This is a genomic window from Capnocytophaga sp. oral taxon 326 str. F0382, assembly GCF_000318295.1.
Classification (GTDB): Bacteria; Bacteroidota; Bacteroidia; order Flavobacteriales; family Flavobacteriaceae; genus Capnocytophaga; species Capnocytophaga periodontitidis.
In genome coordinates this window covers 121934-141722 of sequence record NZ_KB291407.1, presented here as the reverse complement: position 1 = coordinate 141722, position 19789 = coordinate 121934, and the positions used below count along the sequence as shown (strand labels likewise).

20 protein-coding genes are annotated in these 19789 nt (G+C 39.8%); 15 read left to right on the top strand and 5 right to left on the bottom strand.

Annotation, left to right across the window (positions count from 1 at the left end):
* Positions 1-123: 123 nt before the first annotated feature.
* Genes HMPREF9073_RS07555 through hisS form a run of 5 tightly spaced genes read left to right on the top strand, consistent with a single transcriptional unit; the run spans position 124 to position 4421 of the window.
* Positions 124-1338, top strand: coding sequence for an ROK family transcriptional regulator (locus HMPREF9073_RS07555; protein ID WP_009750873.1), 1215 nt, complete (start codon positions 124-126; stop codon positions 1336-1338).
* A complete protein-coding gene (gene mazG / locus HMPREF9073_RS07550; protein ID WP_009750872.1) occupies positions 1335-2102 on the top strand; it encodes a nucleoside triphosphate pyrophosphohydrolase in 768 nt (255 codons plus the stop codon). Before HMPREF9073_RS07555 ends, mazG begins: the two co-directional genes overlap by 4 nt.
* A 12-nt stretch (positions 2103-2114) precedes the next feature.
* Positions 2115-2426, top strand: coding sequence for a hypothetical protein (locus HMPREF9073_RS07545; protein ID WP_034555612.1), 312 nt, complete (start codon positions 2115-2117; stop codon positions 2424-2426).
* The gene (locus HMPREF9073_RS07540) at positions 2374-3039 is read left to right on the top strand and encodes a nucleotidyl transferase AbiEii/AbiGii toxin family protein (protein ID WP_034555610.1); all 666 of its coding nucleotides are present in this window, start codon (positions 2374-2376) and stop codon (positions 3037-3039) included. The genes HMPREF9073_RS07545 and HMPREF9073_RS07540 overlap by 53 nt, the downstream gene beginning before the upstream one ends.
* Positions 3040-3044: 5 nt before the next feature.
* Positions 3045-4421: a histidine--tRNA ligase gene (gene hisS, locus HMPREF9073_RS07535; protein WP_009750870.1), complete on the top strand. Its 1377-nt coding sequence runs from the start codon at positions 3045-3047 to the stop codon at positions 4419-4421.
* A 109-nt stretch (positions 4422-4530) separates the two neighbouring features.
* Here hisS and HMPREF9073_RS07530 read toward each other — a convergent pair whose 3' ends face one another.
* The 3 genes from HMPREF9073_RS07530 to HMPREF9073_RS07520 are packed head-to-tail and all read right to left on the bottom strand — an operon-like array spanning position 4531 to position 8147.
* Entirely contained in the window at positions 4531-5007 is a 477-nt protein-coding gene (locus HMPREF9073_RS07530) for a DinB family protein (RefSeq protein WP_034555607.1), read from the bottom strand.
* Between the two features lie 4 nt (positions 5008-5011).
* The gene (locus tag HMPREF9073_RS07525) at positions 5012-7300 is read right to left on the bottom strand and encodes a DUF5682 family protein (protein ID WP_009750868.1); all 2289 of its coding nucleotides are present in this window, start codon (positions 7298-7300) and stop codon (positions 5012-5014) included.
* Positions 7293-8147 carry a hypothetical protein gene (locus HMPREF9073_RS07520; protein WP_034555605.1) on the bottom strand — a complete coding sequence of 285 codons (855 nt, stop codon included), beginning with the start codon at positions 8145-8147 and terminating at the stop codon, positions 7293-7295. Before HMPREF9073_RS07520 ends, HMPREF9073_RS07525 begins: the two co-directional genes overlap by 8 nt.
* Positions 8148-8315: 168 nt before the next feature.
* Here HMPREF9073_RS07520 and HMPREF9073_RS07515 point away from each other — a divergent pair, with 168 nt between their 5' ends.
* Both HMPREF9073_RS07515 and HMPREF9073_RS07510 read left to right on the top strand, forming a co-directional pair.
* Complete coding sequence (locus HMPREF9073_RS07515) at positions 8316-8684, top strand: DUF1573 domain-containing protein (protein ID WP_002681708.1); 369 nt, start codon at positions 8316-8318, stop codon at positions 8682-8684.
* Positions 8685-8835: 151 nt separating this feature from the next.
* Complete coding sequence (locus HMPREF9073_RS07510; protein WP_009750866.1) at positions 8836-9417, top strand: hypothetical protein; 582 nt, start codon at positions 8836-8838, stop codon at positions 9415-9417.
* 64 nt (positions 9418-9481) lie between these two features.
* On the opposite strand, the gene asnS is transcribed toward HMPREF9073_RS07510, so the two are convergent.
* Together asnS and hemC are read right to left on the bottom strand one after the other, a co-directional pair.
* A complete protein-coding gene (gene asnS, locus HMPREF9073_RS07505) occupies positions 9482-10912 on the bottom strand; it encodes an asparagine--tRNA ligase (protein ID WP_034555604.1) in 1431 nt (476 codons plus the stop codon).
* 13 nt (positions 10913-10925) lie between these two features.
* The gene (hemC, locus tag HMPREF9073_RS07500) at positions 10926-11807 is read right to left on the bottom strand and encodes a hydroxymethylbilane synthase (RefSeq protein WP_009750864.1); all 882 of its coding nucleotides are present in this window, start codon (positions 11805-11807) and stop codon (positions 10926-10928) included.
* Positions 11808-12098: 291 nt separating this feature from the next.
* Here hemC and HMPREF9073_RS07495 point away from each other — a divergent pair, with 291 nt between their 5' ends.
* From HMPREF9073_RS07495 to HMPREF9073_RS07460, 8 genes are all read left to right on the top strand, one after another.
* On the top strand, positions 12099-13430 hold the full coding sequence (locus HMPREF9073_RS07495) for a TolC family protein (protein WP_009750863.1): 1332 nt from the start codon (positions 12099-12101) through the stop codon (positions 13428-13430).
* Between the two features lie 71 nt (positions 13431-13501).
* Positions 13502-14731: an efflux RND transporter periplasmic adaptor subunit gene (locus tag HMPREF9073_RS07490; protein WP_009750862.1), complete on the top strand. Its 1230-nt coding sequence runs from the start codon at positions 13502-13504 to the stop codon at positions 14729-14731.
* Entirely contained in the window at positions 14732-15478 is a 747-nt protein-coding gene (locus HMPREF9073_RS07485; protein ID WP_009750861.1) for an ABC transporter ATP-binding protein, read from the top strand.
* Positions 15479-15596: 118 nt separating this feature from the next.
* Positions 15597-16121, top strand: a complete 525-nt coding sequence (locus tag HMPREF9073_RS07480; RefSeq protein WP_009750860.1) for a TetR/AcrR family transcriptional regulator — start codon at positions 15597-15599, stop codon at positions 16119-16121.
* Positions 16122-16133: 12 nt separating this feature from the next.
* Positions 16134-16973 carry a type II CAAX prenyl endopeptidase Rce1 family protein gene (locus tag HMPREF9073_RS07475; RefSeq protein ID WP_009750859.1) on the top strand — a complete coding sequence of 280 codons (840 nt, stop codon included), beginning with the start codon at positions 16134-16136 and terminating at the stop codon, positions 16971-16973.
* Positions 16974-17006: 33 nt separating this feature from the next.
* Positions 17007-17990 carry an alpha/beta hydrolase gene (locus HMPREF9073_RS07470; RefSeq protein ID WP_009750858.1) on the top strand — a complete coding sequence of 328 codons (984 nt, stop codon included), beginning with the start codon at positions 17007-17009 and terminating at the stop codon, positions 17988-17990.
* Positions 17991-18118: 128 nt separating this feature from the next.
* Entirely contained in the window at positions 18119-18823 is a 705-nt protein-coding gene (locus HMPREF9073_RS07465) for a YARHG domain-containing protein (protein ID WP_009750857.1), read from the top strand.
* Positions 18775-19728 carry a hypothetical protein gene (locus HMPREF9073_RS07460; RefSeq protein WP_009750856.1) on the top strand — a complete coding sequence of 318 codons (954 nt, stop codon included), beginning with the start codon at positions 18775-18777 and terminating at the stop codon, positions 19726-19728. Before HMPREF9073_RS07465 ends, HMPREF9073_RS07460 begins: the two co-directional genes overlap by 49 nt.
* Positions 19729-19789: the final 61 nt, after the last annotated feature.

Here is a 19789-nt window from a genome sequence, read left to right as displayed (position 1 = left end):
GCAAAGTAAAATTAACTTATAATCAATTCTCAACACAAAAAAATAATCTCTAATTCTTGCTTCAATTCAAAAAAATATCCTTAACTTTGCCATCGTAATTAATATATAATAAAATAGCAAATTATGGGACTTAAATTTTTAGATGATATAAAAGCAGGCATTCGCAGTGCTTCCCTTAAAAAGGATATCATTTGCTACTACATCAACAATGGCGACAACACTCTTGCCGACCTTGGTAAAGAATTAGATCTCAGCGTGCCCACCGTTACCAAAATGGTAGGTGAACTCATTGACGACGGCATCGTAATGGATTTTGGTAAAATAGAAACCTCTGGAGGTCGTCGCCCCAATATCTATGGGCTCAACCAAAGCTCTGGCTACTTCATCGGGATAGATATATGCCATTCTCACGTAAATATAGGTGTCACCGACTTCAAAGGTGAACTCATCTGTGAAGAACTCTCTATTCCTTTCACCGAATCTCAGCCTCAAGAACGATTTCAAAGACTCTGTGAAATCATCAATCAATTTATTCACAAATCAAAAGTACCCAAACACAAAATCCTCAGTATGGGTATCAATATCTCCGGACGTGTAAACACCCTCACGGGGCATAGTTATAGCAGTTTCTATTTCGATGAACGCCCTCTTACCGAAATGTTTGAGAACGAACTGAATATCAATGTTTCTATCGATAATGATTCTCGTGCAATGACTTACGGTGAATATATCAAAGGATGTGTAAACGGCGAGAAAAACATCTTGTATGTAAACGTTAGTTGGGGCTTAGGGCTCGGCATTATCGTAGGCGGACAGCTATACTATGGAAAATCAGGATTTTCAGGAGAGTTTGGACATATTCCAGCCTTTGGCAACGAAATACTCTGCCATTGTGGCAAAAAAGGTTGTTTAGAAACAGAAGCTTCTGGCTTAGCCTTACACCGCAAGTTCTTGGAAAAACTGCACAGCGGACACTCCTCTTTGCTTACTCAAAAAAACGGATACGACCCCAAAGCACCCGTAAGTTTGAACGACATCATAGAGGTTGCCCTACAAGAAGATATGCTCGCCATTGAGCTGATTGAAGAAATAGGAAACTCTTTAGGCAAACATATCGCGGGGCTCATCAACCTTTTCAACCCCGAATTGGTTGTTATTGGAGGAACACTCGCCTACGCCGGCGACTACCTAATGCTCCCCTTGCGAAGTGCCATTAGAAAATATTCATTAAACTTAGTAAGTCAAGATTCCACTATTAAAGTATCTAAATTGGGTGAAAAAGCAGGACTTTTAGGCGCCAGCCTCCTCGCCCGAAGTAAATTCATCGGATTGATATGAAAGACGAACGATTAGTAGCTTTCGAGCGACTCCTCAACATAATGGACGACCTACGCGCTAAATGTCCGTGGGACAAAAAGCAAACAATGCAGAGTTTGCGCCATCTCACTATTGAAGAAACTTACGAATTAGGCGATGCTATCCTTAGCAACGACCTCCAAGAAGTAAAAAAAGAATTAGGCGACTTGCTCTTGCACATCGTTTTCTATGCCAAAATCGGTAGTGAAACCAACAGTTTCAACATCGCCGATGTAGCTAATGGCGTATGCGAAAAACTCATTGAGCGACACCCCCACATCTACGGCGATGTGCAAGTAAACAACGAGGAGGATGTAAAGCGCAATTGGGAAAAAATAAAACTCAAAGAAGGCAACAAGAGTGTTTTGGGTGGTGTTCCCAAGAGTCTGCCTGCCTTAGTAAAAGCCACTCGCATACAAGATAAAGCTGCTGGTGTAGGTTTTGATTGGGACAATATCGACGATGTTTTTGCAAAAATAAAAGAAGAAATAGATGAGCTACACTCTGAAGTAAAAGCCCAACAGCAAAGCAATATAGAAAGTGAGTTTGGCGATGTGCTGTTTAGCCTCATCAACTATGCTCGTTTTTTAAAGGTAAACCCCGAAGATGCCTTAGAGCGCACCAATCGCAAGTTTATTGCACGTTTTCAGTACTTAGAAGAAAAAGCTACGGCACAAGGCAAATCGCTCAAAGATATGACCTTGCAAGAAATGGAGACCTATTGGCAAGAAGCCAAAAACCTATAAAACAACAAAACTATGACCACAGATTTAGACATCTTAGACAAAGAGTTCAAAGCCAATATTCATCCCCGTGTATTTTGGGACTGCCGCTTTGAAGATCTTAGCTTAAAAAAAAACAAGTACTTTATGATTGCTCGCACCCTAATGCGTGGCACTGATAAGGAAATACATTTCATCGAAAGTCTTTTTTCTCTAGATGATATTCTAAAAGCAGTAGAACGCTCTCCTGAAGTTGATGCTGTATGTAGAAATTATTACAGATATATTTATAATTATGTTACTAAAAGACAGCAAAGCCATAGAAGAGCCTCAAAAAAAACTGCTTAGAAAACTGATGGAGTTAGAACTTCTCTCTGATTATTGTTTAGTGGGGGGTACTAATTTAGCTTTTCGATATGAACATCGTATTTCAGTTGACTTAGACATCTTTAGATACAACAAAAATTCAAGTAAAGATGCTAATACTGCTCTTTTTGGAGAGATTAAAAATATTTTTGGAGATAATGTTTATTTAAATAGTATTTCTAAAATAGGAGTTTTTATGTATATTGATCATATCAAAGTTGATATTATAGAATATCCTTACTCTTTTTTCAATATTGAAACTATTGATGGAATTCGTTTAGCTTCTAAAGAAGATATTTGTGCAATGAAAATGAATGCTATCGTAGGTAGGGGGTCTAAAAAAGACTTTTATGATTTACATCAACTATTAAAAGAATATAATCTTGATGAAATACTTGAATTATATAAAAGGAAGTATAACATCAATAATATGCAAATGATAATGCGTTCTCTTATTTATTTTGATGATGCCGATAATGAAGAATTTGAAAACAATAATGTCATTAGTCTTCAGAAAGAAACTTGGAATATTATCAAAAAAAATATAAGAACCGTCTATAACAAATTACTAAAAAAAAGCACTCCACTAATATAATTATAATGGCAATACAAAAACCAAGCATACCGAAAGGTACTCGCGACTTTTCACCTACTGAAGTAGCTAAACGCAACTTTATTATTAACACTATCAAAAATGCTTTCAATACCTTTGGATTTCAACCTATAGAAACCCCAAGTTTTGAAAACTACAATACCCTAATGGGCAAATATGGCGAAGAAGGTGACCGTCTTATCTTCAAGATACTCAATTCAGGCGATTTTACACAAGGAGTAAACCAAGAAGATTGGGAGGCTAAAAACCCTCAAAAACTCACTCCTCAACTCTCCGAAAAAGCCCTTCGCTATGATCTTACAGTTCCTTTTGCTCGCTATGTAGTACAACACCAAAGCGAACTAACTTTCCCTTTCAAACGCTATCAAATACAACCTGTATGGCGTGCTGACCGTCCACAAAAAGGACGTTTTAGAGAGTTCTACCAATGTGATGCCGATGTAGTAGGCAGCACCAGTTTGTGGCAGGAAGTGGAGTTCGTACAACTCTACGACACTGTATTCACAGCCCTCAATCTCAAAGGGGTAACTATCAAAATGAACAACCGAAAAATCCTTAGTGGCTTTGCCGAAATGATAGGTGAAAGCGATAAACTCACCGATTTTACGGTTGCTCTCGACAAACTTGATAAAATAGGCGAAGAGGGTGTGATCAAAGAAATGAAAGAAAGAGGTATTAGTGAGGAAGCTATTGCAAAATTGCAACCTATCTTCACTCTCAAAGGAACAGTTACCAAAAAACTATCTGCCCTAAAAGAGATTCTCAAAAGCTCGGAAACAGGTTTGAAAGGTGTAGAAGAATTAGAGTTTATAGCCCAACAAATAGCCCAACTCGGTTTACAAACAGCTATCTTAGACCTCGATGTTACCCTCGCTCGCGGACTCAATTACTACACGGGAGCTATCTTTGAAATTGGAGCTCCTGCAGGTGTGCAAATGGGCTCTATTGGTGGCGGTGGACGCTACGACGACCTCACCAGTATTTTTGGACTCAAAGGTATCAGTGGGATAGGTATTTCTTTCGGGTTAGACCGCATCGGGTTGGTGATGGAAGATCTGAATCTTTTCCCTGAATCGCTCAACAGTACTGTAGAGGTGCTTTGTATCAACTTTGGCGATGCTGAAGCGCTACAGAGTATGAAACTGCTTAAAGCATTGCGTCAACTTGGCAAAACTGCAGAGCTCTACCCCGATGCCGCCAAGATAAAGAAACAGATGGAGTATGCTAACAAGCGTAATATTCCTTATGTGGTGATTATAGGCGAAAGCGAACTCGCTAAAGGTACTTTTGTACTGAAAAATATGTTAGAGGGCACTCAAAAAGAATGTAGCCTCAATGAAGTAAGCAATGCTTTATTTCAGTAGTAGTACGACAAACAATTAGAAAATTTTATAGACTTTGTCAAAGACCGTAGCTCGGTAGGCTTTAAGGACTTTGACAAAGTTTTTTTTGTGTAAGTCGCACAGACTAATTTTATTTATTTTTCATTGTATTGATGGCACATTTTAAAGCTAATACGCTTCCCAAATGTACCCCTTCGTGCGAAATATTGAAGTAAATCGCTTCTTCAATGGTATTGAGTTCATACTCTATACCTGTTACATAATGGTTATAATGCTTAAAAATTCCTTTGTGATAATCCGTTTCGAGTAAATCTACAGTGCGGATGAGGAGTTGCTGTAGTTCCTCTATCTCGGCAGCAGTAGGAATATGCCCATCGGGGATGGTGCCTTTGCGATAACGCTCTACAAATTCAGGGGTGAGATAAGTAGGCAGGTCGCTATTGGCATAACAATAATTTTGCTGGGTAACTACGCAGTGAGCGAGATTCCACAAGATATTATTTTTAAAGCCCGCAGGAATGATTGCCAATTCTTCTGGGGTAAAGCTATTGAGCAATTTGAGTTGTCGCTCACGCAATTTTCGGTATAAGGTAAATACTTCTTTCATATATTTAAAAATCAAAATCAAAGTCGTTAAGTTCGTCTAATTTGGTATTTTCTTCTTCCGTAAGCACTTCTTGCAAAAGTTCGGCTGTTGCTTCTTTTCCAGTCCCCCAAAGGTCTCCTAATAATTCAGCTATACTATTCTTTTGGTTAGGCTCAAAATCGGCGAAAGCACGGCGCAAGAACACTACTGAGCGCATAAACTGTTCTTCGTCTAATTGGCGTACATAATTATCTAACTCTTGCCATATAATTGTACGCGATAACAATGCGTATCTATTTCTTCCAGAAAATCCTTCAAACCACGATGCTCCTAAATCGGCGGGAACACCTGCTGAAAGGCGGCGTGATACCTCACGTGCGCATTCTTCTTCAGTTGTTAAATTGTGTTCTAACAATATTGCAAAGGCTACCCCTGATAATTTGGTATTTACATCGTCGCGCCACGCAAGGTGAGTAAGTTCTTTTTGCCACGTTTCGGTATCTACAAGCTCGTATTGTTGTTCGGAGATGAACTCCATTGTATTTATCGCTTCTACGATTGGTTTAGAGGCTTTATCATCACAAGATGAAGCATCTATCAATAATAGAGAAGCGCGCAAAAAGAGTTGTTGCAAGATAGGTTTCAGCGGTTCGAGGTTAAACTGACGCAAATCGCCATACTGAATGAGCATTGAGAGTTCGTGAGCAGCAAAAGCAGTTTCGGCAAAATTATTACTATCTACCAAAAGGCTTTGCAAAGTGCTGAGTGCATTGCCAAAAATATGCGTAAGCTGACATTCGCAAGCCTGCCTGATGATTTTGGCTACTACCGAAAGATCGGTTGCTTCGCTCAGTTGTTCTTTGAGTATAAAGGCAGCTGCAATTTCAAGTGTTTCACCTTTGAGGTTAGCTTCAACGATTTCTATTTCTACTTCAGGACTCCATTGCAACACCCATTTCTCTGCCCACGAGGCTTTGTCTTGTTGTATGCGTTGTTGGGTAGCAAAGTGAATTCCCAAGACTTCCAAACGGTGGAGGAAAGTAGAGCGATTTAGGTCGATGAAAGCAGCGTATTTGGTTTTTACTTTGAGGTTTTCGCGGAGGTCAAGAGAGAGGTCTTGTGCTACTGCCGATTTGTAGTTGGTGAGTTTCAAGCGTTTCAGCTCCTGATTCATATCCTCCTGCACGGGCGTTTGGCTCACCCCTTCAGGCAATGCCCCGATAGCTGTACCTATATCTACTTTGTTGATAGCTTCGGCTACCAAGGAGAGTCCACCGCCACCAAAGCAAGTTACTACTGCATCGTGGAGGTCTTCGAGTACGGGATAAGTACCGCCTTTCATCGCGGAGAGCACATTGGCGAGTCGCACGGCTTCAATTACGCTGGCAGAAGAGGCATTTTGTCCTTGATTGCGGAGTATTTTGGCTACCTTGGTAAGATAGGTTGCCGCGAGTTTATCCATTGTATTGGTTTGCATCGCGCACCACATCAGTTCAAAGTAGTAAGGCGCCATATTGCCTGCTCCGTACCCCGTACGGTTGCTGAGGCGGAGGTAGGAATAAGGCATTAGAGTAAGTTGAGCAGTAGCTTTGGGGAGTTTTTTAAGCTCGTCGTCGGTCATTAGAGGTAGGTTATTTTGGATACCTAACAAATGGTAAGCTCCAACGATCACTACTATTTCTTCGGGTTTGAACTCGGTGCAAGCTTTGGCAATTTCGCGTTTCATATACGCCTCGCGAATAAGGTTATACGAAAAGTCAAACGGTGCTTCTTCGCATTCTTTATCTACTACCATTTGGCGCATTTCGCCCGACTGCAATGCCAAAGCGGGGGCGAAAGTATCGGTATTGAGATTGTGTTCGTAATGGCGTTCCCAATAGTTTTCGTAATCGGTTTCGTCAACCTGTTCGGCGAGTTGTTTGTAGAGTGTATTGTGATACTTATAGAACTCACGTGCTTTTTCGCCTTCCTCGTCGGAGGGTTGTTCTTGGCGGAGTTTGAGCATATTTTCGGTAGGCAAGTCGATAAACCTAAGGGTGACTTTCTTTTTTACGCCCCAGCATATCGCTTGGTACTCAGGAGAATAAGTAGCAAAAGGATAAAGCACCGTTTCTATGGGTAGTTCGGTGGTATACCCCAACATTGCGATAGGCGGTTTCACCCCTTTCTGAGCGATTTGAGGCATCAGAGGGGTGGCATCAGCAGGACCTTCGATAAGGATACATTTAGGTTTATTTTTTTCTAAGAAATCCAAGAGGTGATAGGCAGCTGATGGCGACAAGTGTCGTACACCGAAGAAGTGAAGATTATTCATAATAAGTGAAAGTACGTTCTATAATTTGTCGGGGGTCGCCATTGATGAAGGTCGTTTTGGCAATCCAATTACCTTGAGTATCGTATTTATACTCATAAGTTGCTACATTTTTCTGTTTTTTAGGCAGTTTGGTTTCTGCTTGTAGTTTCACACAATCTCCTTTGGCGTTGTATTTTTTTGTAGTGGTACTCACTAAGTTATTATCTTTATCATACACACGATTGCTCAAGAGTTGGTGTTGTTTGTTAAACTTATTCTTTACTATTTGCAACAAGTTACCTTGCGCATCGCTATAGCGCATTTCCAGAGGATCACCTTGTTTGTTATAAGTATAAGTTACCACAGATTCTAACTGATTAGCGCGATAAGTTTCTTCTTTGAGTATTTGTCCTTCAGCATTTACCTGATAAGTGTAATGTGATTTGAGGAAGCCCCCAGGAGAGTAGGTAGCATCTTTGATGAGGTAGCCTTGAGGGTTGTAGACATAAAGGGTTTTATCGGAGTTGTAGCGAGTTTCAAACAATTGACCTTGAGGATTATAGTAGTAGTCCATACGGCTATAAAGGTCACCGTTCTTGAAGAAGAAACGAGTTTGGGAGAGGAAACCTTTAGGGTTAAAATCTTTTTGAAGGTTTTCGAGGTTAGCGATTTTGTTTACCGTATCCAAATCGGCATCGACAGCAGATTTGACAAAAGATTTCCCTTGAGCAGTTACTAAATAAGGAATACTTCGCATCGTTTTCACCTTAGCTTTGAGTCCTGAGAGTTCCCAATCGGTAGGGTTTTGCTGTTGAGCAAAGAGAGTAGCTGTAGCTACCAATAGCATAGAAGTTATTAGATATTTCATCAGTTTTTTAGTTTTTAGTTGTGCAAAGGTACAAATTAATTTATTATTATGCAAATAAGGATTTAGGAGATATAATTTAGGTAATAGGATTTAGAAGATAGTGTTTTGGCACGGTTATTGTGACTATTTTATTCGTAAAACAAACTTATTTATTTTAATTTTTATACTATGAAAAAGTTTTTAACATTTGTATTTTTAGCATTTTTTGGTGTAATGGCTTATGCCCAAGACGCTGAGATTTCTTTCAAATCTGAAGAAATTGACTACGGTAACATCAAACAAGGTGCCGACGGCGTGCGTGTGTTCGAATTTACTAACACTGGTAAAGCACCGCTCGTAATTACTAACGTAGCTTCTTCTTGCGGTTGCACTGTTCCTTCTTGGACAAATCAACCTGTAGCACCTGGAGCTAAAGGGAAAATTGAAGTAAAATACGACACTAATCGTGTTGGCCCAATCAGCAAAACGATTACTGTAACTTCTAACGCTAAAAAAGAGCCTGTAAAAGGTTTGCGTATCAGAGGAAATGTTCAATAATCCATAACTATTTATATTTTAATTACTCCCTAAGTCGCCTGCCACTCCTCATTAGTAGGCGACTTTTTTTGTGTTAAACTTTTGTAAAAAAGACAATTGTAAATATTTTTTATTTACTTTTGCACTGTAAAACTAAATAATATTATCAAATATGAAATTACGTACAATCACTTTATTTGCTGGGCTTTTAGTAGCTCAGGTATCTTTAGCCCAAGTAGACGAAATGGGCACTATGACCGATACTACTATTCCAGTAGTAACCAATGTTGAGCAAACAACTTCTGAAGCAGACCTTAAAACTCAAAAAGAACAGCTTAAAGCACAACAAAAATTACAAAAAGAACAAGAAAAAGCGCTAAAAGCTGAAGAAAAAGCTGCTAAAGAAAAAGAAAAAGCTGAAAAAGAAGCTAAAAAAGCTCAAGAAAAAGCTAAAAGAGAACAAGAAAAAGCTGAAAAAGCTAAAGCTAAGGCAGAAAAAGAAGCTCAAAAGAAAAAAGAAAATTTGAACAAAGCTAACAGTGAAGTTGCTAAAGTAGAAACTAAAATAGCAAAAGCTAAAACTGATTTAGCGAAAGAGCAATCTAAATTTGATATGAAGAAAGCTAAAGGTACTCTTTCTCCTCAAGACGAAGCTAAGCTAAAAGGTAAATTGCTTGACAAACAGCAAAAAATCAACAGTCTTGGTCTTGATCTTATCAAAGCTAAAGAAAAAGTAAACAAATACTCTATGTAAGATATTTTTTACTAAAAAAGAGGGTTATCGCAGCGATAACCCTCTTTTTTATTATAATCATTTTTTAAAACTCGGCGCTTTGTGGAGTACGTGGGTAAGGAATCACATCTCGAATGTTAGTCATTCCTGTAGCAAAGAGTACCAAACGTTCAAAACCAAGACCAAAACCACTGTGTACAGCTGTACCAAATTTGCGAAGGTCGAGATACCACCAGAGCGTTTGCTCATCCATATTGAGGTCGGCGATTTTTTGTTTGAGTACATCGTAACGCTCTTCACGTTGCGAACCTCCAACTATTTCACCAATACCAGGGAAGAGGATATCCATAGCGCGTACTGTTTTACCATCTTCATTCAAGCGCATATAGAACGCTTTGATATTCGCTGGATAATCGTAGAGAATTACAGGGCACTCGAAGTGTTTTTCTACTAAGTAACGCTCGTGTTCGCTTTGCAAATCTACTCCCCATTCGTTTACAGGATATTGGAATTTCTTCTTTTTGTTGTGATTGCTATTTTTGAGAATATCAATTGCTTCAGTATAGCTCACACGTTTAAACTCATTGTGAATTACAAATTCGAGTTTTTCAATAAGCGACATAGAACTGCGCTCGTTTTGCGGTTTGGTTTTTTCTTCTTCTAAGAAACGTTTATCGAGAAACTCAAGGTCGTCACGACGCACTTCTAAAGTATATTTGAGTACGTATTTGATAAAATCTTCAGCTAAATTCATATTGTCAATAAGATCGTAGAACGCCATTTCGGGTTCTATCATCCAGAATTCAGCTAAGTGACGTGAAGTATTAGAATTTTCGGCACGGAAAGTAGGACCAAAAGTATAAATCTTGCCGAGCGCCATTGCAAAGGTTTCTCCCTCTAACTGACCAGATACAGTGAGGTTTGTTTCACGACCAAAGAAATCTTTTTTATAATCTACTTCACCATTTTCGGTAAGTGGTGGATTTTTAGCATCCAAAGTAGTTACACGGAACATCTCTCCAGCACCTTCGGCATCACTACCGGTGATAATAGGTGTATTCACATAGAAAAATCCGTTGTCCTGAAAGTATTTATGTATAGCAAAAGCCAAAGTAGAACGCACGCGCATCACAGCACTAAAAGTATTAGAGCGCACACGCAAGTGAGCATTTTCGCGCAAGAACTCCAATGAGTGTTTTTTAGGCTGGATAGGATATTCTTCGGGATTGCTATCACCTAAAATCACTACCTCGGTAGCTTGTAACTCTACCGATTGACCTTTACCTTGACTTTCTACTAATTTCCCTTTTACTTCAATAGCTGCCCCTGTGGTAATGCGTTTGAGTATATCGGGGTTTGTATTTTCAAAATCTACTACTACTTGGAGGTTATCGATAGTAGAGCCATCGTTGAGGGCTATAAATCGGTTGCTGCGAAAGGTACGCACCCAACCTTTGAGGGTAATTTCCTCGTGTATGCTTTTTCCGTTTTGTAATAATTGTTTGATATATAACATAATAATTAATTTATCAATTTTCAAATTTGGATTTTACTTTTTCGGCGAGTTGCTCACCCGTATGTTCGTTTATTTGAGTGAGAATTTCTTCTATTACAGCCGCTTTTTTACCATCTTCACTCCACAATCCGCCTTTAAAATACACTTTTTGTTGTCCGTCGTACTGAGCAAAAGCTCCGATAGGTGCTGTACAACCGCCTTCTAAAGCGCGGAGGAAAGCGCGTTCCACCTGTGTTGCTGTATATGTATTACCATCGTGAATGCGTAAGAGTATATTTTGCAACGGCACGCTGTCTTCGCGTGCAACCACCATTATAGCCCCTTGTGCGGGAGCGGGAAGCATCCAATTGAGTCGCAAGTGATTTTCAGGTAGTTTATTAATGCGTTCCAAGCCTGCTGCTGCAAAGATAGCCCCATTCCAAGGGTTATCGGAGAGTTTTTGCAAGCGAGTATTCACATTGCCGCGCAAGTTTTCTATATTGTGATGTGGATAGCGGTACAACCATTGTGCTTTGCGTCGCAAACTGCTGGTAGCGATGGTTGCTATTTCGGCATCTAAAAACGAAAGATCACCTTTGTAGACCAACACATCGTGAGGATTCCCGCGCTTGAGTACTGCTCCTACTACAATCCCGCTGGGTAAAGCTGTAGGCACATCCTTCATACTATGTACTGCTATATCTATCTCACCGTTGAGCAGGGCAATATCCAAGGCTTTAGTGAAGATACCTGTAACTCCCATTTCGTAGAGTGGTTTGCTGAGTTCTATATCGCCGTGAGACTTAGTACTAACTATTTCAGTGGAGTATCCTAAAACTTCTAATTGGTGTTGTACGGTTTTAGCTTGCCAAAGAGCCAACTCACTATCACGCGTACCTATACGAATTGTTTTCATTACATATTTCTTTATCGGGGGCAAAGGTAGCAATAATTTGTCAATTAGCCAATTTGATAATTAGCAAATTACATAAGAGATTTTTTCGAGATAGAGAGATTTCACCTTTTCGTCGACAAAATTAACCTTTTCGTCGATAAAGTTTGTTTTCCCCTATCTTTACAAGCTATCTTTGCATCAGCTAAATGATAAAAAATGGTTATTAAACTGTAAAGAAGAGGGTGATAATTTTCATCGTACTATCCTAATATCTTTTTCACCTTCTTCTTTCATCTAAAAAAACTAAAGACTATGAAAAGAATTTTATACATATCTCTCTTATTTCTCCCTTTATGGACAACAGCGCAATCCAAACAATGGTCGCTAAATGATTGTATCAACTATGCGGTACAGCACAACATCTCTGTAAAGAAAACAGAACTCAACCAGCAAACGGCTGAAATCAACCTCAGTCAGGCAAAGGATAACCGCTTACCTACGGTGAGCGGGTCGGCATCGGCAAACCTCAACAACGGGTCTGCAATCAACCAGATTTCTAACGAACGGGTATCGCGCCGTACGTTCTCCAACAACTTTGGGGTATCAGCCTCTGTGCCTCTCTATCAAGGGAATAAACTGAATCTACAAATAGACCGCAGCAAGCTGTTGCTTGAGCAGAACGAACTCTATGTGCAAGAAGCGAAGAACAACATCACCCTGAGTGTGCTGGAAGCCTACTTGCAAGTGCTTTACAGCTATGAAGGGATTGCAGTAGCCAAAAACACAGCGCTCTCCTCGGCTGAAGAACTCAAGCAAGCACAAACTAAGTTCGCCAATGGCTCGATAGCTAAACTCAGTTTAGCAGAGATAGAAACGCGTCACGCCAACAATGAATACGCTATCATTCAGGCGGAGAATCAGTATGCTAACCGTGTGCTAACGCTCAAACAACTTTTAGAGCTCCCTCCTAATAGCGACTTTGCTATTGCTCTCGACCTTCCTAACGATGAGGATACAACGATTATCCCTAATAAAGACGAGGTATTTGCTCAAGCCAAAGAAACGCTCCCTAACTTAAAAATCTATCAATCACAGCAAAAGATAGCTAAAAAGGATATCAAAATAGCTAAAGCGGGTTATGCCCCTACCCTATCGCTACAAGCAGGCGTAAACACTGGTTATTCAAACCTCAACGATTTGAGTTATCGCACGCAATTAGATAGTAATTTCGGTCAGACGATAGGAGCTACACTTAATATTCCTATCTTTTCACAAAACAAAAACAAGAACAATGTGAAACTCGCCAAGATTACCCAGCAACAAGCTATTTTGGAAGAACAACAAGCTGAAAAAGAATTGTATGCCAAGATAGAAACTGCTTGGCAGAATGCCACCACTCACCAAGCGCAACAAGCAGCCTCGCGTACGGCTCGCGATAATGCTAAATTAGCTTACGATTTGGCAGTGAAAAAACACGATTTCGGCGGACTCACTAATACTGAACTTCTCGTGAGCCAAAACGCCTACCTCACTGCCGAACAAACGTATTTGCAAAACAAATATATGTCGGCATTATATGTACAGTTGCTGAAGTTTTATATGGGAGTCCTCCCCCTAACCCCCTCCCAAGGAGAGGGAATGTAGCGATGCTCATATTTCTGAAAAAATAATCTAAAGAACTTTGTCTAACAACTAATGACTAACAACTAAATACAATGAAAAAACACATCAAAAAAATTATTATTATTGCGCTATTAGCGGTAGTGGCTTTTGCGGCATATCAATTTTTTATGAAGGAAAAACCTACCCTTATTCTCCTCCAAACCGATGAGGTTACCCAAGGTGATGTTACTACCGAAGTAACTGCTACGGGTAGTGTGCAACCGGTAGACGAGGTAGAAGTAGGTACGCAAGTATCAGGGTTGGTGAGCAAAATCTATGTGGATTACAACAGCCAAGTAAAGAAAGGACAGCTATTAGCGGAACTCGACAAGACCAATCTACAAGAGAACGTTATCAATGCTACGGCTAACTACAATTCAGCACTCAATGAGCTGAATTATTACCGTCAGAATTACGAGCGTCAGCAAAAAATGTACAATGCCCAAGTGATTAGCAAATCGGACTACGAGCAAGCGTTGTATCAGTTTAACAATGCGAAGAGCAATGTAGCACAACGCCTTACGACCCTCAATCAGGCGAAAACCAATTTGGGGTATGCCAATATTTATTCGCCTATCAATGGAATTATCCTCAGCAAAGAAGTTGAAGAAGGACAAACTGTAGCCGCCTCAATGAGTGCGCCTACGCTCTTCAAAATAGCCAAAGACATCAAGCGTATGCAGGTGGAGGTGAATGTAGATGAAGCCGATATAGGACAAGTGAAAGTAGGACAACGCGTGAGTTTCACCGTAGATGCTTACCCTCAAGAGGAGTTTTTGGGGAAGGTAACCCAAGTGCGCTTATCGCCTACCACCTCATCAAACGTAGTAACTTATACAGTGATAGTAGAGGCTGAAAACCCTGATGAAAAGCTCAAACCAGGACTTACCGCGACCATTGCTATTTATACTAATGAACTGAAAGGCGTAACTATTGTCCCTGCCAAAGCTATCAACTTCACTCCTGATACCGATGTGTTACTACAATATTACGCTCAAAAAGGTATTACAGCTGAAGTTCCTAAAGTACAACACGGCAAGGGCAAACAAAAATACGTATGGGTAGTGAACACCGATGGTAGTCTTGCCCAAAAAGCCATAGCCATAGGTAGTAATGATGGTATCAACGTACAAGTAGTGAGTGGACTCAACGTTGGTGAGAAAGTAGCCACTAACCTGCAAGGCGACCGCCCGCAAGTGGCTGGAGGCGACAGTAAGAACAGCGATAGCAGCAGTCCGTTTATGCCAAAACGCCCTAATAGAAACAATTCAAAAGCTAAATAGATGAAAAAAGCCATTATAGATATACGCGATATGAAGCGCAACTTCCAGATGGGCAACGAGACGGTACACGCCCTGAAAGGCATCAACCTGACCATCAGAGAAGGCGAGTTTGTAACCATTATGGGACCGAGTGGGTCGGGTAAATCAACTTTGCTCAACATATTAGGGTGCTTAGACCGCCCCTCTTCTGGTGATTACATTTTAGATGGTATCTCGGTGAAAGATATGAGCAAGAACGATTTGGCACATATACGCAACACGAAAATAGGTTTTATCTTTCAGTCGTATAACCTATTAGCCCGTACCTCAGCCATTGAGAATGTAGAACTCCCGCTGATGTACAACCCTAAAGTATCAGCCAAAGAACGCCGTGAGCGCGCTATCGAAGCCCTTATCAGTGTGGGGTTAGAAAGCCGATTGAACCACTTGCCCAGTGAGCTCTCAGGGGGACAGCAACAACGGGTAGCCATTGCGCGCTCCCTTGTAAATCACCCCGTAATCCTTCTCGCCGATGAGGCAACTGGAAACCTCGATACCAAAACTTCCTATGAAGTAATGGAGCTTTTTCAACGCCTCAACGACCAAGGTAGCACCATAGGCTTCGTAACCCACGAAGATGATATTGCCCAATTTAGCAAACGCACCGTAGTGCTGAAAGACGGACATATCATCAGTGATAAGGAAGTAACTAATAGGCTAAACGCCAAAGAACAGTTGGCGCAATTGCGAAATACGAATGACGAATGACGGTGCAAGCCGTATAGGATAAATCTTTTTTGATTAAAAATTTGCAGGTTTGAAAATTTGTACTACTTTTGCAAAAAAAATAACAGGTGTTATATTACAGATGTTATAACAAAGTTTTATGCCGAAATCAACAACAATAACTCAGGAAATAATTATAGAAACTGCTTTTGAGATGGTGCGAAAAGAGGGTTTTGCAGTGCTTTCAGCCCGAAATATTGCTAAGCAAATAGGTTGTTCCACTCAGCCCATCTATTGGTGCTATAAAAATATGGATGACCTTAAAGCCGAAATCTGCAAAAAGGCACTGCCCTTCCTGCAAAGTGTAGTACTCAGTTACTCAAAAACAGGCAATACTCTTTTGGATTTAGGACTTGGATACGTGCGGATGGCATACACCGAGCCTGCCCTATTCAAGGCTTTTTATATGGATAATGTTACCAATGTAAAACTTACTGACATTTTTCCAGAAAGTGAGCGAGTGGTAGAAATAATGAAAAATAGTGAGGAATGCAAAAATCTATCCGATGAAGAGCTGAAGAATGACATTGCTAAAGGTTGGATGTTAGCACACGGTATCGCTTCATTGGTCGCAGTGGGTATGCTTGTTTACGACGAAGATAAAATTTTAGAAATATTAAAATAAATCTGCCTTAATATGAGAACCAATAAAAAAACACTTCGGAATGTAATCCTATTTAGCTTGGTAGCCATCTCTTGCGGATGGATAGGCGTTGGAGTAAACCAGTTGCTTGGCGAACCTTCTAATTTAGAGTCTTTGGGATCAGGGATTTTTATTGCTTCTCCTATTGTGTGTATGATTTTGCTCCGCCTTTTGGGTGGCGATGGTTGGAAAGATTTCCCTTTAAAACCTCGTTTCAAGCAAAACACTCGCTGGTATATCTTTGCTATTGCAGTCTATCCCGTGGTTATTGGTATAACACTGTTTGTTGGTAAGCTATTAGGTTGGGTAGATGTGAGCAAGTTCAGTGTTGCTACCTATCTCCCTGTTTTTGCTACTGCATTCTTACCCATTTTTATCAAAAATATCTTAGAAGAGACGGCTTTTCGAGGTTATCTCACTGTAAAAATGGAACAACTCACCAAAAACGAATGGGTGATTTATGTAGTGGTGGCATTCGTCTGTCAAATATGGCACCTGCCATACAATCTCATATTCTTAGACGATGCTTATCAGGCAACCTTTTTCCCTTATAGCAAAGTGTTATTTGTTTTTGTGAGTTTTGTGGTTATTGCTGTTTGGACAATAATGTACACCGAAATTTTCTTTCTCTCGCGTTCACTTTTATTGGTAGTTTTGATGCACTCAATGAAAGACGCTCTTAACCCTCTCATTTCAGAAGGATTTACTGTTATTTCACCCGATAAAACACTTTTAGTATCCCCTCTTTTTGGTCTTATTCCAACATTGATATACTTGGTTATAGGCTTGTATTTAAGAAGAATACGCAAAAGTAAAGAGTGTCTTCATTCATAATAAATAAATCGTATAAACTAAAATTTCAATAATATGAGTTCAAACACTGAAAACCCTGTAAATGTTGCTTCTTGGGATAAGATTTTCCCTAAAAGCGATAAAGTTGAACACAAAAAAGTGTCATTCAAAAACCGCTATGGTATCACCCTTATTGGCGACTTGTATTTCCCGAAAAACAGCGAAGATAAAAAACTTGCTGCCCTTGCTGTTTGCGGTGGTTTTGGAGCTGTAAAAGAACAAGCCTCAGGATTTTACGCCCAAACGATGGCTGAAAGAGGCTTTGTAACCTTAGCTTTCGACCCTTCTTATACGGGAGAAAGTGGTGGAAAACCTCGCAATGTAGCATCGCCTGATATCAATACCGAAGACTTTTCGGCAGCGGTAGATTGCTTAGGAATTCAACTTTTTGTCGATAGAGAAAAAATAGGAATCATCGGCATTTGTGGTTGGGGTGGCTTTGCACTGAATGCTACAGCTATCGATACACGTATCAAGGCTGTTGCCACTATGGTAATGTACGATATGTCACGTGTTTTTAGCAAAGGTTATTTTGATGCCAATACACCCGAAATACGTTTGGAAATGAAACGTTCGCTCAATGCTATCCGTTGGAAGGATGCCGAGGCAGTAACCCCTACTCCAGGTTACCCTATGCCCGACACCCCATCGGATAAAGTACCTGAATTCTTGAATGATTATATTGAGTTTTACAAAACGCCACGAGGTTTCCACGAGCGTTCAGTTTCTAATCACGTTTGGACAGCTACTACCCTGCTTTCATTTATGAATTTTCCACTACTGTCGTATGCCAACGAAATTGAGGTGCCAACCCTTATGATTGCAGGAGAAAAAGCCCATTCTCGCTATATGAGTGAAGATGCCTACAAGTTAATTGGAACTGAGAAAAAAGAACTGCTAATTGTCCCTAATGCACGTCACACCGATTTTTACGACAATCAAGCTGGAGTAATTCCGTTTGATAAGTTGGAGGCGTTTTTTAGTGAGCATCTTCAATAAAATGTATAAAAAACAAGTCTCAAGCTAATGTCTTTGATATATAGCCTTCAACTCATTTCTCGCAACTCATCTTTAAAACTTTAGCTAAGTTAAAAAAAATCAGTATATTTGCGAAAAATTACTTTACAATGAAACACTTATACTTCTTATCAATAGTGTTGTTCTCACTAAACGCTACGGCACAGCTAAAAGATTGCGCCACTTGTGCCACCAAAGTGATTAAGGAACAACAAATCAGCAAATTGAGCATAGATGAATTGCGCTTCCTCACCAACGACCTCTACGCTCGCAAAGGCTATAAGTTTAAAGACTACGAAATAAGCAATTACTTTAATGAAAAACCGTGGTATAAGCCTATGAGTGACAATAGTAAGGTGAAACTCAACGCAGTGGAAGAACAAAATGTAAAGCTATTTCAAGAACGCACTGCAATACTAAAAGCTGATAGAGAAAAACTATTAGAGGCATTGCGAAGTTTAAAAGCAGAAGCTCAAAAAGGTAATAGTCCTATTCCTAAAGACAACTATAATGAATATTTTAGTAAAACCATTGCTAAAATAGATATAGATGATATTCATTGGATTAAAAATCAAGGATATTATAGTATAAAGGTTGATAATTTTAAGGGGAGTAACAAATATTCTATATCTATAGAAGGCAATGAGATAGAGATTGTGTGGTTTGAAGATGGCTATTCTGAAAAAGTATCTGAAGATAAAATCAAAGAAGTATACGATATTGGTGAATACGAAGTTATAGAAAGCGCTACTTATTGGAGATTCAAATGGAAAAATCAAAAATTGGTGTTTATAGAGTCTGGAGTAGCAGGATAAAGAGAATAACAGCGAGCACTATTCACACAATTCAGCATAGTATAAATATAGAAGAAATCAAAAAGAAAATACAAATCATCTTAGAAGTTCCTCAGCTAAAACGATTTGGCGGTATATATATGAATCCCGTATTGGAAGAAGCAAAAGTAGCCAAAATAGAGAAAGAAAATCGTATCACTCTCCCTGCAGATTATCGCACTTTCATCACCCAAATCGCCAATGGCTGTGTGGGTCCCGATTACGGACTGCGTTCCCTTAAAGAAGCAACGGAAGATTTGATGTGGAAAGACCGGACTATAGACCTCTTTACGCCTTTCCCTTACACCGAACATTGGAATGAAGAGGAATGGCTTAATAGTATTGATTGGGACGGTGGTGAGCGCCCTACGCCAGAGGAGGTGGAATCCTATATGGATACAAAGCGCATTAGCGGTTGCTTGCAAATATGCCATATAGGGCACGGCGCTTCTTATCTTTTGGTGGTGAATGGTAAAGAAAAAGGCTATATATGGCTCGATAGTCGTCAGGATTATGGCGGACTGTCGCCTGAATTTAATGAAAAAGGAGAAAAACTCACCTTTGAGATGTGGTATACCGACTGGCTGAATAAGGTAGTAGCCCCTGAAAAAGTGTGGTTTGAGAAATCACTTCAGTTTATCAAAAAGGCTTTCCCAAAGATAGAGGAAACAGATTTTAGGCTAATGACTTATGTGCTTTATGAGCATTACTCTGATAGAAACTTAGCAACCCTCATCGCTCACCTTTATGGACTGAACCCAATAGACATCTATTTTGAAATAGGAAAGTTTATCCAAAGAGAAAAGTACGATGAGAAAACTATTCAGCAGTATGAAGCCCAATTGCGAGAAAGCGGTTTTTATGATTGGGCAGCAGAGGAAGAGTAGAGAGTATTTATATAAATATCCCAATATAACTCATCTTTAAAACTTTAGCTAAGTTAAAAAA

Bases quoted from the DNA above. Each gene is read 5' to 3' on its own strand.
- HMPREF9073_RS07515 (WP_002681708.1), top strand. From the start codon at position 8,316: ATGAAAAAGTTTTTAACATTTGTATTTTTAGCATTTTTTGGTGTAATG.
- HMPREF9073_RS07540 (WP_034555610.1), top strand. From the start codon at position 2,374: ATGTTACTAAAAGACAGCAAAGCCATAGAAGAGCCTCAAAAAAAACTG.
- HMPREF9073_RS07470 (WP_009750858.1), top strand. From the start codon at position 17,007: ATGAGTTCAAACACTGAAAACCCTGTAAATGTTGCTTCTTGGGATAAG.
- HMPREF9073_RS07520 (WP_034555605.1), bottom strand. From the start codon at position 8,147: ATGAAATATCTAATAACTTCTATGCTATTGGTAGCTACAGCTACTCTC.
- HMPREF9073_RS07460 (WP_009750856.1), top strand. From the start codon at position 18,775: ATGGAAAAATCAAAAATTGGTGTTTATAGAGTCTGGAGTAGCAGGATA.
- hisS (WP_009750870.1), top strand. From the start codon at position 3,045: ATGGCAATACAAAAACCAAGCATACCGAAAGGTACTCGCGACTTTTCA.
- HMPREF9073_RS07530 (WP_034555607.1), bottom strand. From the start codon at position 5,007: ATGAAAGAAGTATTTACCTTATACCGAAAATTGCGTGAGCGACAACTC.
- HMPREF9073_RS07525 (WP_009750868.1), bottom strand. From the start codon at position 7,300: ATGAATAATCTTCACTTCTTCGGTGTACGACACTTGTCGCCATCAGCT.
- asnS (WP_034555604.1), bottom strand. From the start codon at position 10,912: ATGTTATATATCAAACAATTATTACAAAACGGAAAAAGCATACACGAG.
- HMPREF9073_RS07495 (WP_009750863.1), top strand. From the start codon at position 12,099: ATGAAAAGAATTTTATACATATCTCTCTTATTTCTCCCTTTATGGACA.
- HMPREF9073_RS07485 (WP_009750861.1), top strand. From the start codon at position 14,732: ATGAAAAAAGCCATTATAGATATACGCGATATGAAGCGCAACTTCCAG.
- HMPREF9073_RS07475 (WP_009750859.1), top strand. From the start codon at position 16,134: ATGAGAACCAATAAAAAAACACTTCGGAATGTAATCCTATTTAGCTTG.
- HMPREF9073_RS07510 (WP_009750866.1), top strand. From the start codon at position 8,836: ATGAAATTACGTACAATCACTTTATTTGCTGGGCTTTTAGTAGCTCAG.
- hemC (WP_009750864.1), bottom strand. From the start codon at position 11,807: ATGAAAACAATTCGTATAGGTACGCGTGATAGTGAGTTGGCTCTTTGG.
- HMPREF9073_RS07555 (WP_009750873.1), top strand. From the start codon at position 124: ATGGGACTTAAATTTTTAGATGATATAAAAGCAGGCATTCGCAGTGCT.
- mazG (WP_009750872.1), top strand. From the start codon at position 1,335: ATGAAAGACGAACGATTAGTAGCTTTCGAGCGACTCCTCAACATAATG.
- HMPREF9073_RS07465 (WP_009750857.1), top strand. From the start codon at position 18,119: ATGAAACACTTATACTTCTTATCAATAGTGTTGTTCTCACTAAACGCT.
- HMPREF9073_RS07545 (WP_034555612.1), top strand. From the start codon at position 2,115: ATGACCACAGATTTAGACATCTTAGACAAAGAGTTCAAAGCCAATATT.
- HMPREF9073_RS07480 (WP_009750860.1), top strand. From the start codon at position 15,597: ATGCCGAAATCAACAACAATAACTCAGGAAATAATTATAGAAACTGCT.
- HMPREF9073_RS07490 (WP_009750862.1), top strand. From the start codon at position 13,502: ATGAAAAAACACATCAAAAAAATTATTATTATTGCGCTATTAGCGGTA.